Annotated in this window: 14 protein-coding genes, 2 tRNA genes and 1 pseudogene; 12 read left to right on the forward strand and 5 right to left on the reverse strand. The window is 33.9% G+C overall.

What is annotated here, in order from left to right; genetic code table 11:
• Positions 1 to 4 precede the first annotated feature (4 nt).
• A complete protein-coding gene (gene tig, locus ABWU52_RS01350) occupies positions 5 to 1,348 on the reverse strand; it encodes a trigger factor (protein WP_353277173.1) in 1,344 nt (447 codons plus the stop codon).
• A 155-nt stretch (positions 1,349 to 1,503) separates the two neighbouring features.
• A tRNA-Leu gene (locus ABWU52_RS01355) sits at positions 1,504 to 1,585 on the reverse strand.
• A 256-nt stretch (positions 1,586 to 1,841) separates the two neighbouring features.
• Here ABWU52_RS01355 and ABWU52_RS01360 point away from each other — a divergent pair.
• Entirely contained in the window at positions 1,842 to 2,441 is a 600-nt protein-coding gene (locus ABWU52_RS01360; RefSeq protein WP_010406846.1) for a BON domain-containing protein, read from the forward strand.
• 206 nt (positions 2,442 to 2,647) lie between these two features.
• Here the strand turns inward: ABWU52_RS01360 and ABWU52_RS07300 are convergent.
• The 3 genes and pseudogenes from ABWU52_RS07300 to ABWU52_RS01380 form a co-directional block, all read right to left on the reverse strand.
• A pseudogene (locus ABWU52_RS07300) lies at positions 2,648 to 3,071 on the reverse strand (transposase); the annotation flags it as partial.
• An 81-nt stretch (positions 3,072 to 3,152) separates the two neighbouring features.
• The gene (gene prmC, locus ABWU52_RS01375) at positions 3,153 to 4,004 is read right to left on the reverse strand and encodes a peptide chain release factor N(5)-glutamine methyltransferase (RefSeq protein WP_353277178.1); all 852 of its coding nucleotides are present in this window, start codon (positions 4,002 to 4,004) and stop codon (positions 3,153 to 3,155) included.
• A gap of 80 nt (positions 4,005 to 4,084) precedes the next feature.
• Positions 4,085 to 4,207, reverse strand: coding sequence for a hypothetical protein (locus ABWU52_RS01380; protein ID WP_353277179.1), 123 nt, complete (start codon positions 4,205 to 4,207; stop codon positions 4,085 to 4,087).
• Positions 4,208 to 4,445: 238 nt separating this feature from the next.
• Between ABWU52_RS01380 and rpsL the strand changes: the two genes are divergently transcribed.
• From rpsL to rplL, 11 genes are all read left to right on the forward strand, one after another.
• On the forward strand, positions 4,446 to 4,820 hold the full coding sequence (rpsL, locus tag ABWU52_RS01385) for a 30S ribosomal protein S12 (RefSeq protein ID WP_010406837.1): 375 nt from the start codon (positions 4,446 to 4,448) through the stop codon (positions 4,818 to 4,820).
• A 5-nt stretch (positions 4,821 to 4,825) separates the two neighbouring features.
• Positions 4,826 to 5,302 (forward strand): 30S ribosomal protein S7, encoded by a 477-nt coding sequence (gene rpsG, locus ABWU52_RS01390; RefSeq protein WP_006014699.1) that lies wholly within the window; start codon positions 4,826 to 4,828, stop codon positions 5,300 to 5,302.
• Between the two features lie 21 nt (positions 5,303 to 5,323).
• The gene (fusA, locus tag ABWU52_RS01395; protein ID WP_264374992.1) at positions 5,324 to 7,399 is read left to right on the forward strand and encodes an elongation factor G; all 2,076 of its coding nucleotides are present in this window, start codon (positions 5,324 to 5,326) and stop codon (positions 7,397 to 7,399) included.
• 12 nt (positions 7,400 to 7,411) lie between these two features.
• Positions 7,412 to 8,584, forward strand: a complete 1,173-nt coding sequence (tuf, locus tag ABWU52_RS01400) for an elongation factor Tu (protein ID WP_353276541.1) — start codon at positions 7,412 to 7,414, stop codon at positions 8,582 to 8,584.
• Between the two features lie 12 nt (positions 8,585 to 8,596).
• Positions 8,597 to 8,669, forward strand: a tRNA-Trp gene (locus ABWU52_RS01405).
• A 19-nt stretch (positions 8,670 to 8,688) separates the two neighbouring features.
• Positions 8,689 to 8,889: a preprotein translocase subunit SecE gene (gene secE / locus ABWU52_RS01410; protein WP_353277181.1), complete on the forward strand. Its 201-nt coding sequence runs from the start codon at positions 8,689 to 8,691 to the stop codon at positions 8,887 to 8,889.
• On the forward strand, positions 8,879 to 9,715 hold the full coding sequence (gene nusG / locus ABWU52_RS01415) for a transcription termination/antitermination protein NusG (protein ID WP_250120084.1): 837 nt from the start codon (positions 8,879 to 8,881) through the stop codon (positions 9,713 to 9,715). The genes secE and nusG overlap by 11 nt, the downstream gene beginning before the upstream one ends.
• 2 nt (positions 9,716 to 9,717) lie before the next feature.
• A complete protein-coding gene (locus tag ABWU52_RS01420; protein WP_010406829.1) occupies positions 9,718 to 10,158 on the forward strand; it encodes a 50S ribosomal protein L11 in 441 nt (146 codons plus the stop codon).
• 4 nt (positions 10,159 to 10,162) lie between these two features.
• Positions 10,163 to 10,816 carry a 50S ribosomal protein L1 gene (gene rplA / locus ABWU52_RS01425; protein ID WP_353277183.1) on the forward strand — a complete coding sequence of 218 codons (654 nt, stop codon included), beginning with the start codon at positions 10,163 to 10,165 and terminating at the stop codon, positions 10,814 to 10,816.
• Between the two features lie 12 nt (positions 10,817 to 10,828).
• Entirely contained in the window at positions 10,829 to 11,347 is a 519-nt protein-coding gene (gene rplJ / locus ABWU52_RS01430; RefSeq protein WP_007301987.1) for a 50S ribosomal protein L10, read from the forward strand.
• Positions 11,348 to 11,371: 24 nt separating this feature from the next.
• On the forward strand, positions 11,372 to 11,773 hold the full coding sequence (rplL, locus tag ABWU52_RS01435; RefSeq protein WP_007301986.1) for a 50S ribosomal protein L7/L12: 402 nt from the start codon (positions 11,372 to 11,374) through the stop codon (positions 11,771 to 11,773).
• Positions 11,774 to 11,780 lie beyond the last annotated feature (7 nt).

Below are 11,780 nucleotides of genomic sequence, written 5' to 3' on the forward strand. Positions count from 1 at the left end.
CCTATCAAATATTATCAAATAATTCCTTTAATTCTTTCACAGAAACAATCTGTTCTTCTTTACTAGCTTTTTCTATCATATAATCTGTCACTTTATACTCAAGTGCTTGCCCTCTAACTAATTCCTGAAATTGTCCGTCTGATTTAAAATGTTTAAATACTCTGTCAAATGATACATCTTTACTGACATATTGATTTACAATAACATTCATAATATCACTTTGAGTTAATGATATTTCATGTTCTTTACTGAACTCCATAAATAGCATTGCAAGCTTTACGCGTCTTTCAGCTTCTTTACAAGAATCATCTTTAGCATTCAACTCTCTTTCCACTCTCTGCTGTTCCTGTTTTACTACTTCTATAGGCAAATCAAAACTATAACTAGCATCCAAACAATCAAATAGCTCTTTCTTAATTAAGAGATCTCCCATTTCTTTACACTGATTATCAATTACTTCTTTTACATGATTTATTAGCGAAGAATGATCTTCAAAACCAATTCTCCTAGCTATTTCATTATCACTTTGCAAATCTTTGGCAATCTGAATATCATTAACTCGAACAGAAAAAGCAGCCTCCTGCCCCGCAAGGGAAATTACCTGGTAATCTTCAGGAAATCTCAACTTAAAGCTTTTTGTTTCCCCTTTTTTCATGCCAATTAATTGATCTTCAAAACCATTTATAAATGTTCCAGATCCTAAATTAACAGTAAAATTTTTGCCACTTCCACCTTGAAAGAGCTTATTTCTAATTCGCCCTTCAAAGTCAATTATCAGTTTATCCTCGTTTTTTGCTTGATAAGAAGCATCATTAACAGAGACAAAGTTAGGAAATTTTGTTTTTATAGAATCAATAAATTCTTTTATGTCTCCCTCTTTGATTTTTGCCTTAACTTTCTTCAAATTTATTTTATCAAGATCTATTACTGGCACTTTTGGCATCGATTCAAAAGATAATTTGTACAGAAAGTTGCCTTTTTCATCCTTTTTATCCAGGTTTGGTAATGACATAATATCAACCTTAGGATGGATGTGAGACTTAACTTCGATTTTTTTCATTAAATCACTTGAGCAATAGTCAATCGTATCTTTTATCACATATTCCAAAGCTTCGTTTTTATAATTTGTAACAACAAGATCGTAAGGCATCTTTCCGGATCTAAATCCAGGCAGTTTTGCATCCTTCGCTATTTCTTGTAATCTAGAGTTTATCTTTTGTTCTATATAATCACTACTAACTGTGATTTCATACTCATACTTTAGTTTATCTACACTAAGTTCCTTATAGGTATATATATTACTTAATGTATCTGCTTTGACTGCATTTTGAGTTATATTACTAGACATTACAACCTGTTATCAATATTTTATTTATGTTTTAATAAAGCCATTTTACCAGAATTTAAGTTAAATACAATCCTTAAGAACAGGTTCTTATACAAACAAAAGTGTACTTAGTAATTATAAATTTTCTCTTAAAACCTGAGTTACATGACTTTAAGTGCGGATAGAGGGACTTGAACCCCCACGAGCAAGCTCACCAGGACCTAAACCTGGCACGTCTACCAATTTCGCCATATCCGCAAGAACCCTTCATTAACTTATAGATAACCACTTCTGTCATCTTATGCAATTTAAAGATTAGATTTTAATACCACAGACTGAACTTATAATACTGGTTAACTCCACTATGAATCTAAGCCTGAATTACTTTAACTAACATTATTAAGATAAGTACTGTCTTAGAAATATTCAAGGCTTATTCAATTTATAGTATTTACACAATAAAAAAAGCTTATTAATATTCTTTAATTAAAGCTCTAAACTCTGGAAATTAATAATGAGATTAATAGCAAGCTTCTTACTCGCAATTTTTCTGATTACACAGAGTGGCTGTACGACTCTTGTGAGTGGTATAGTGGTAACAGCAACTGCAGCGGCTACAGCAATAACAATGCAAGATAAATCCTTGGGAAACATTATTGATGATACAACTATAGTAATAAGAATCAATAAGGGACTCTTAAAACACGGACTGTTCTCATCTATAAAAGTTAAAGTGAGTGAAGGAAGAGTATTACTCATTGGAAATGTTGATAATCATGAAAAGCAACTCACGGCAGAGAAAATAGCTTGGCAGCAAAAAGAGATTAAAGAAGTGATAAATGAAATAAGAGTCACACCAATTAAAATGGCTTCTATGCTAGATGTTACTGTGGATGGTATGATAACAGCAGAGATAAGCACGAGACTTCTGGGAAAAAGAAATATTAAATCAATTAATTATAGCGTTAATACAGTTGATAGAGTCGTTTATTTGATGGGTATAGCTCAAAATAAGGCGGAATTAAAAGCTGTAATAGCAATTGCAAGAAAAGTAAAAGGAGTAAAGCAAGTTGTAAGCTATGTGAGATATAGACATAGCAAATTGCGTCATTGATGAAAATTTACTTGAGTGTTAGTATCATGTAGCTAAGCCATAAAACTCCTTTACAAATTTCGTCAGTTCACTCTTATGGTATGTATAACAATGTTACAAAAAATAATATCATAGAATTCAATAGAATAATTCCTAGAAAATCTCTACATACTAAAAAAAGTAAAATGCTATTTAAATAAGCTTAAGAATAAATAGCAAACATCTATATCTTGTGCGATATGGCGTTTTATTCCTGAGATTTTTTTACCAGCGTCATAGCCTTTTTCTTCATCAGTGTCTGCGTTCTTTACACTCTGAGCGTCAATTATGCAAAAGCTGGTTTTTTCTTTCCAAACATTGTTTTGTCGGACCACACTAACTATTTTTTTAACATGCACTCCAAAATACTTTTTTTTTATTTCCTTTTACTTTTTCACTCCATTTTTGAAATAATCATAACAATTGCGCCGTTTTGGAAACTCTTTTGGTAGCATCCTCCACTGATAACCACTTTTTAGGGCGTACAACACTCCGCAAAATATATCATACAAATCAAGTTTTCTTGGTTTTGTTTTTTCCACAAGACTCCAGATCTGGTGAAATAATCTCAAACTTCTCTCGACTTATGTCACTTGGGTATACACTCCTCATATATCCTAATTTATACACTCTATTTCTTACTTTATGCCTTTCTTGAGATTATGAACAGGTTCTTAGAAAGCTAGCGTTCTACTAGTCATGTTCTTTATCTTGCTTTACAACAATGCATCTTTTCATTCCAGCCAAGTCGTATACGTATTCCTGAAAAGCCAGTCCATATAAGGGTATTGTTTTGTCAATATTGCTTTGATCTTCGCCTATTTCCAGTATCGCAAACCCATCTTTTTTAAGGCACTTTTTCAATATTGGAAAAATACTCAGGTAACAGCTCAATCCATCGATACCACCATCAAGAGCAATTCTTGGCTCTTTTTGCACTTCAGCTTGCAGATCTTTTAACTTACTTCTTTTAATATATGGAGGATTGCTTATTATGAGATCAAATAAATCTCTACATTCTGTCCACGAATTTGGAAATATTTTAGCTCTGTTGAGAAGATTATGTTTCTTTGTGTTCTGGCAGGTAATTTTGTATGCTTCCAGGCTTTTTTCAAAACCAACTCCAATAGCATATTCATACTCACTAAGTATGGAGATCAACAAACAGCCTGTGCCTGTGCCAAAATCTGCGATTTTTATTTTTTGCTTCTTATTTTGGTAATATTTTAACACTGTTGAAATTACTGTCTCACTATCTGGTCTTGGATCTAGAACATGTTGGTTAACTATAAAATTTTTACTCCAGAATTCACGATTACCTATTATTTGCGATATTGGATATCTTTCTGCTCTTTTTTTTGTTAATTTCCAGAATAGAAGTTCTTTGTTTCTTGGTACCTGATTGGTGTGATTCATTATTGTGAATGATCTTTCTACTCCAAGTACGTACTGCATGATGATTTCACAATCCAAATATGGTGATTCAATTCTATGTGATGATAGTAGCTTTGACCCTTCTTTAATTAAAGCGCTGATTGTTTTCATTATTCTAAAAACGTGTTCCTTGTATGCAAGAACAGCAAAATTAAGTATAGAATTTTGAACTTAGGGTAGCTGCATTAAATCTAAGTGTCAAGAGTAGGATTGTAAAAATCATCTGGCTTTACTGGTAATTCGGTTAGTTCGGTTGGTATTTTTGCATTAATGTTAGAAGCTCTTGGCTCTATTATAAGGATTATTTTCTGCATATTCTTTGATAGCCATCACAGTATATTACTTGTTCCATATCTATATTAATTCGACCACAGCAAGTGATAATTTCTTAATATTAAAACCAATATGCGCTTTAGCATATAATTATCAGTAGCTTTCAAAGCAATTAGGCTGAGATTATTAGAGTAGTAATGTTTATTTTATATTGACTATTGAGGTTTATTATTTTATAATTAAGACTTAGTTATTTTTAGAGTTTTAAATTTACAGTATATGCCTACGATAAATCAATTAATATGTAAAGGTAGATCAGGGTTAACTCGCAAGAAGAAGGTGCCAGCTTTGGGAAAATGCAATCCTCAAAGAAGGGGTGTTTGCACTAAGGTATATACTACAACTCCTAGAAAGCCTAATTCAGCACTACGTAAGGTAGCTAGAGTAAAGATTAGTGGATACGGTGAAGTGACGGCTTATATACCTGGCGAAGGTCATAATTTACAGGAGCATTCCGTTGTTTTAATACGTGGTGGGCGAGTTAAGGATTTGCCGGGTGTACGTTATCACATAATAAGAGGTGCTCTTGATCTACGTGGTGTGCAAAATCGAAAGAAAGCTCGTTCAAAATATGGTGTAAAGAAATCTGGTTAAAATTTATGGCACGTCGTAATAAAGCAAAAAAAAGAACAAGCCCTGACTCTCGTTATGGTAGTGTCTTGCTTATGCGTTTTATTAATATAATTATGAAATGTGGTAAAAAATCTATTGCAGAAAAGATTGCTTATAGTGCTTTGTCCTTAGCTGAAAAGAAAATAGGCAAAGATGCCTTATCAATTTTTGAGACAGCAGTAGAAAATGTTACCCCTTCTATAGAAGTACGCTCTCGGCGTATTGGTGGTGCAACTTATCAAGTCCCTGTTGAAATTCGTCAAGATAGAGCAATTTCTTTGGCATTAAGGTGGATTGCTAGAGCAACTTCTGCTGCTCGAAAAAAGAGCGGTAGAACTACTGTTTATTGTTTGCAGTCTGAAATATTAGATGCTTATAATAAATGTGGTGGTGCATTTAAGATGTGTGAAGAAAAGTATAAAATGGCTGAAGCTAATAAGGCATTTTCTCATCTTCGTTTTTAATATTAGCTGATTGATTGTGGTATGGAAGTTTTAATATCTAGGTATAGAAATATAGGGATAATGGCTCATATAGATGCTGGCAAGACCACCACAACAGAGCGTATTTTATTTTATACTGGTAAACAAAATAGGATTGGTGAAGTGCACGATGGTGCAGCTTCTATGGATTGGATGGAGCAAGAGAAGGAGCGTGGCATTACAATTACCTCTGCTGCAACAACATGTTTTTGGAATGATCATAGGATTAATATAATAGATACTCCTGGTCATGTTGACTTCACTATTGAAGTTGAGAGATCTTTGAGGGTTTTGGATGGTGCGGTTGCTGTATTTGATGGAGTTGCTGGAGTTGAGCCTCAGTCTGAGACAGTTTGGCGTCAAGCTGATAAATATACCGTTCCTCGTATCTGCTTTGTTAATAAAATGGATAGAATCGGGGCAAATTTTTATCGATGTGTCGATATGATAAAAACGAAGCTTGGCGCATCACCTTTAGTTATTCAGTTGCCAATAGGAAGTGAGAAAGATTTTAAAGGCATAATCGATCTTATTTCTATGAAAGCTATTATATGGCAAGAAGAAACATTAGGCGCTAAATTTTCTTATGAAGATATTCCTTCTGATTTGCTTGATAAGGCTCAAGAGTATCGAAATCTTTTATTAGATGCTGCAGCTGAAATGGATGATGAGGCGATAAATACTTACTTTGAATCTAACAATCTGCCAATTGATTTATTGAAAAAGTGTGTGAGAAGCGGGACCATTAAAGGAAAATTTGTCCCTGTATTATGTGGGTCAGCTTTTAAAAACAAAGGCGTGCAATCACTTTTAGATGGTGTGGTTGATTTTTTACCCTCTCCTATTGATGTTGATGTAATTATTGGAACTGATCCTAAAGATTCAGAAAAGAAAATTGAGATCAAACCTTCAGAAAAAGAGAAATTCGTTGCTCTTGCGTTTAAAGTGATGACGGATAAATTTGTAGGTAGCTTGACGTTTATTCGTATTTATTCCGGTAAGTTAAAATCTAAATCTGCTGTGTTAAATGCTGGAAAAAATGAGACTGAAGGAATTGGTAGAATGTTGCTTATGCATGCAAATAACAGAGAAGATATAAACGAAGCTAAAGTTGGTGATATAGTTGCCTTAGTTGGATTAAAGAAAACAATTACTGGTGATACTTTATGTTCATCTGATTTTCCTATACTATTAGAGCGTATGGAATTCCCTGATCCTGTTATTGAAACTGCTATAGAACCGAAAACCACCTCAGATCAGGAAAAATTAGGTGTTGCTTTGAATAGATTGGTTGCAGAAGATCCTTCTTTAAGGATGTCAGTAAATGCGGAGAGTGGGCAGACTATATTGAAAGGTATGGGTGAGCTGCATCTTGAGATTATTATTGATAGAATGAAGCGCGAGTTTAATGTTGAAGCTAACGTTGGTGCGCCTCAAGTTGCATATCGTGAAACTATCACTAAATCTGTTGAAATTGATTACACTCATAAAAAACAATCAGGTGGTGCTGGTCAGTTTGCTAAAGTTAAAATAAAATTCGAACCTCTTGAGCCTGGTTTTGGCTTTCAGTTTGAAAGTAAAATTGTAGGCGGTGCTATTCCAAAAGAGTATATACCTGGAGTGCAAAATGGCTTAGAGTTGATAAAAGAAGGTGGTATAATTTCCGGCTTTCCATTGATTGATTTTAAGGCTACTCTTCTTGATGGTGCTTTTCATGATGTTGATTCTAGTCCTTTGGCTTTTGAACTTGCTGCTAAAGGTGCTTTTAAGGAAATGGCAAATAAAGCTGGTCCAAAAATGCTAGAACCTATAATGAAAGTGGAAATCATTACTCCTGAAGAATATATGGGTGATGTTATGGGTGATATAAATAGTAGAAGAGGCAGTGTTGTTGATATGCTGGATTTAGGTAATAATAGCAAAATAATTACTGCTTCGGTTCCTCTTGCAAATATGTTTGGTTATATAAATGTTTTGCGTTCTATATCTCAGGGAAGAGCTCAGTATAGTATGCATTTTTCTTGTTATGAACAAGTGCCACAATATGTGGTTGATGAGTTAAAGTTAAAGTATAATTAAAGGTTAGTAATTATGACAGCGATAGTAGAAGCATTTGGAAAGCCGCATGTAAACGTGGGAACGATAGGACATGTGGATCATGGGAAGACAACGTTAACAGCGGCGATAACAAAGCATTATGGTAATTTTGTAGCATATGATCAAATAGATAAAGCGCCAGAAGAAAGAAAGAGAGGTATAACAATAGCAACAGCGCATGTTGAATATCAAACAGAAAAGAGACACTATGCACACGTTGATTGCCCTGGACATGCTGATTATGTAAAGAATATGATAGTAGGTGCAGCACAGATGGATGCAGCGATATTGGTAGTGTCAGGGGTTGATGGGCCGATGCCACAAACGAGAGAGCATATATTGCTGGCAAAACAGGTGGGTGTTGGATATATCGTGGTATATATAAATAAAGCTGATGTTGCTGATGCTGATATGATAGATTTGGTAGAAATGGAAGTGAGAGAGTTGCTGAGTAAGTATGGATTTCCAGGTGATGAAGTGCCTATGATAGTTGGGTCTGCGCTAAAAGCATTAGAGGATGATAGTAGTGAGTATGGAAAGAAATCAATAGATAAATTGATGGAGAAGTTAGATGAGTATGTGGCAGTACCTCCAAGGCCTGTAGATTTGCCGTTTTTGTTGCCAATAGAAGATGTATTTTCAATATCGGGCCGAGGGACGGTAGTAACAGGAAGAATAGAGAAGGGGGAGATAAAGACAGGGGATGAGGTAGAGATAATAGGTCTGAAAGCGACGCAAAAGACGATATGTACTGGTGTTGAGATGTTTAAGAAGTTGCTAGATAAGGGAAGTGCAGGACTCAATGTAGGAATACTACTAAGAGGAACAAAGAGAGAAGAAGTGGAGAGAGGGCAAGTATTGGCAAAACCAGGGACAATAACCCCGCATAAGAAATTTAATGCGGAGGTGTATATATTGAAGAAAGAAGAAGGAGGAAGGCATACACCATTTTTTGGAAATTATCAGCCACAGTTTTATTTAAGGACAACGGATGTAACTGGGAGTATAAAATTGCTAGATGGAAAGGAGATGGTAATGCCAGGGGACAATGTAAGTATAGAAGTGGAGTTGCAAGTACCAATAGCAATGGATAAAGGATTGCGTTTTGCGATAAGAGAAGGTGGTAGAACTGTTGGTTCTGGCGTTGTTTCGGAAATTTTAGAGTAAACTTTGAATTATAGGAGTGTAGCTCAATTGGTAGAGCGCTGGTCTCCAAAACCAGAGGTTGTAGGTTCAATTCCTATCGCTCCTGCATTAATATTATGGTAGAAATGTTAAAAAACCTGTATGTTTTTTTTTGCGATATAAAGCAAGAAATAAGGAGAATTGCTTGGATAAAAAAACAGCAGGTATTGTCATCTTTGTTTATTGTAATAATTGTTATATTATGCTTTTCGATTTTCTTTTGCTTCGTAGATTTTATGTCTCTTTACATAATTAAGACTTTATTTGGAATTATTTATGGAATATAAGTATAAATGGTATATCATTAAAGTCGATTACGGGTATGAGAAGGATATATGCGAGTTGGCAATCAATACTGTTTACTTTAAGGAGGTGTTTATTCCTTATCAGACAGTATGTGATGTAAAATCTGATATAAAAGAGTTATGTGAAGTATATATATGTATGCATCTGTGTGATGAAAGCAAAAATATTTTGAATCAAATGACTGGGTTTTGTGGTGATGAGTCTGGTCATTTTGAGATGATTTCAGATGATGAGGTAATTTTAAAACGTAAGGAATTTAATAGGTATAAGTGGTACATTTTAAGAGTTGCCTCTAATTATGAAGAGAAAGTGCGCCAATATATATTAGAAAATTCTATGAGATTGAATATTAATAATTATTTTAATAGGGTTTTTATTCCTTGTGAAGAATTAAGTGAGATGGATTTAAAATCTAAAAAAAATGCTAAACGAAGGAAGTCCTTTCCTGGTTATGTCTTTTTATACATGAATTTATGCGATGAGGTATTAAATTTTATTAATAATATACCAAAATCTCTTAAGGTTTATGGATTTTTGAAAAATGGTAATGTTCCAAAGGTGATTGAGGATAATGAGATTCGTTCAATGTGTAGTGCGCTTTACAATGCTCAAGAAACGAAAAAGTTGAGTTATGGTTATGAGAAAGGTGAAAAAGTAAAAATTAATGATGGTCTTTTTCAAAATTTTACTGGTAAGGTAGATATGGTAAATGATGAGAAAAAAATTATTAATGTTGAAGTATCAATCTTAGGTAAGCCAACAATAATAGAGCTTGATTTGGCTCAAGTAGAGAAAATAGAGGATTAATTATGAGTAATGTAGTTGCTAAGATTAACTTGCTTATGGAAGCTGGAAAAGCAGTTCCAGGACCGAAAATTGCTTCAGTACTTGGCCCGCGTGGTATACCTGTTCCTAAATTTTGTGAAGCTTTTAATAAAGCTACTAGCGCTGCTAACGCTAGTTATAAAGTAGGTGATTTAGTAACAGTGAGAATTTCCATAAAGGATGATCGCTCTCATGATTTTACTGTCAGCGGTCCGCCTGTGGCTTATTTGCTTAAGCAGGAAGCTAAATTAAGTAAAGGTTCTGGTAATTCTGGTAAAGAATTAGTGGCTAAATTATCTATGTCTGCTATCATTAAAGTGGCAAAGTGTAAGATGGTTGATATGAAAGTGGATAATGAAGATTCAGCAGTGAAGATGGTTATAGGCACTGCAAAATCTATGGGTATAGAAGTTGTGGAAGGTTAGGTAAATGAGTACATATAATGATGATTCTAAGCAGTGTTTGGAGAAGATTGTTGAGTCTGCTTCAGCAAAATTTAATGAATCAGTTGATATCGCAGTCAATTTAGGTGTAGATTCACGTAAATCTGAAGAGCAGGTGCGTGGTACAGTAGTGTTGCCTAAAGGTATCGGGAAGAATATTAAAGTAGCTGTTTTTGCTCAAGATAAACATTTATTAGAAGCTGAAAAAGCTGGTGCTGATATTACAGGAGGAGAAGATTTAATTGAAGAGATAAAAAAAGGTAGAAAGTTGAATGTTGATTGGTGCATAACTACTCCTGATTTCATGGCAAAAATCACTCCTATTGCAAAAGTATTGGGTGCTAAAGGGCTGATGCCTAACCCTAAATTTGGTACTGTGACTTCTAATATTGCGGAAGCTACTAAAACCATTAAGTCTGGTCAAATAAAATTCAGGACGGATAAAAATGGGGTTATTCATGGTAAATTAGGAAGTATTAAATTTGATATTGATGATTTGCTGGAAAATTTAAAAGCCTTTCTTAAAGTAATTAGAGACAATAAACCTGCTTCTGTGAAAGGAGTTTACTTTAAAAGCGTTTTTTTAAATTCAACTATGGGTAAAGCTCATAAAATAAACAAAGTAGAAGATATAATTTAAGGGAGCGAAATTGTGAAGCGTAAAGATAAGGATGAATTTATACAAAACATAATGAATGTGTTTGTAAATAATGATTTCTTAATATTGGTAAATTTCAAGTCTATGAATGTTAGCAATTCATTAATTCTTAGGAATAGTCTAAAATCTGTAATGGGTGGGATGTTAGTAGTTAAAAATACTCTAGCTTGCTTGGCTTTGGAAAGGACTGGTAAATTTTCTTATTTATCAGGTAAATTTTCTGGTTCTGTTGCTATTATATATTCTAGTGCTATAGTAGAAGCTGCAAAGTTAATAGTTGATTTTATTAATGCTAACAAAGAAAAAATGTCTGTGATTTGTGCGGCTCATATAAATGAATTGTTAACAGTGGAAGATGTTAACAAATTGGCTAAGCTTCCCTCTCTGGATGAATTGCGTGTTAAAATTATGCGTTTAATATCTTATGATATTCCTGCTCGGTTAGCATTGTCTATTAATTCATCTTCTATGAGGCTTATGAGAGTTTTGGATTACTATAGTTCTAAAAAATAAATTTGTTGTTAAATGGTGGTAAGTATGAATAATGTAACAAGTGATTTGGTTGATAAAATATTATCTTTAAATCTATTAGAAGCTTCTGAACTTGTAAAAGTTCTAGAAGAAAAAATAGGGTTGCCTAGTGGTTCTTTTCTTGGTGGGGCTGTTGGTGCTGGGGTGCCTATTAGTGATAATGCTAATGCTCCTGTTGCTCAAGAAAAAGCTGAATATAAAGTTGTAATCAAAGAGATTGATGCAAGCAAAAAAATAGGAGTGATTAAAGCTATTAGAGAAGTTAATTCTACATTGAATTTAAAAGAAGCGAAAGAATTAGTTGAGTCTTTACCCAAAGATTTGACTGCTAATGTTTCTAAAGACGAAGCAGAAAAAATAAAGCAAAAACTTATTGAAGCAGGAGCAACTAAAGTTGAGCTTGAATAAAATGTTA

This window comes from Wolbachia endosymbiont (group B) of Villa cingulata (assembly GCF_964028285.1).
Lineage (GTDB): Bacteria > Pseudomonadota > Alphaproteobacteria > Rickettsiales > Anaplasmataceae > Wolbachia.

Coding starts and splice junctions, on each gene's coding strand:
- ABWU52_RS01420 (WP_010406829.1), top strand. CDS start 9,718: ATGAGTAATGTAGTTGCTAAGATTAACTTGCTTATGGAAGCTGGAAAA.
- secE (WP_353277181.1), top strand. CDS start 8,689: ATGTTAAAAAACCTGTATGTTTTTTTTTGCGATATAAAGCAAGAAATA.
- ABWU52_RS01360 (WP_010406846.1), top strand. CDS start 1,842: ATGAGATTAATAGCAAGCTTCTTACTCGCAATTTTTCTGATTACACAG.
- prmC (WP_353277178.1), bottom strand. CDS start 4,004: ATGAAAACAATCAGCGCTTTAATTAAAGAAGGGTCAAAGCTACTATCA.
- rpsG (WP_006014699.1), top strand. CDS start 4,826: ATGGCACGTCGTAATAAAGCAAAAAAAAGAACAAGCCCTGACTCTCGT.
- tig (WP_353277173.1), bottom strand. CDS start 1,348: ATGTCTAGTAATATAACTCAAAATGCAGTCAAAGCAGATACATTAAGT.
- rplL (WP_007301986.1), top strand. CDS start 11,372: ATGAATAATGTAACAAGTGATTTGGTTGATAAAATATTATCTTTAAAT.
- tuf (WP_353276541.1), top strand. CDS start 7,412: ATGACAGCGATAGTAGAAGCATTTGGAAAGCCGCATGTAAACGTGGGA.
- rpsL (WP_010406837.1), top strand. CDS start 4,446: ATGCCTACGATAAATCAATTAATATGTAAAGGTAGATCAGGGTTAACT.
- rplA (WP_353277183.1), top strand. CDS start 10,163: ATGAGTACATATAATGATGATTCTAAGCAGTGTTTGGAGAAGATTGTT.
- fusA (WP_264374992.1), top strand. CDS start 5,324: ATGGAAGTTTTAATATCTAGGTATAGAAATATAGGGATAATGGCTCAT.
- nusG (WP_250120084.1), top strand. CDS start 8,879: ATGGAATATAAGTATAAATGGTATATCATTAAAGTCGATTACGGGTAT.
- ABWU52_RS01380 (WP_353277179.1), bottom strand. CDS start 4,207: ATGCAGAAAATAATCCTTATAATAGAGCCAAGAGCTTCTAACATTAAT.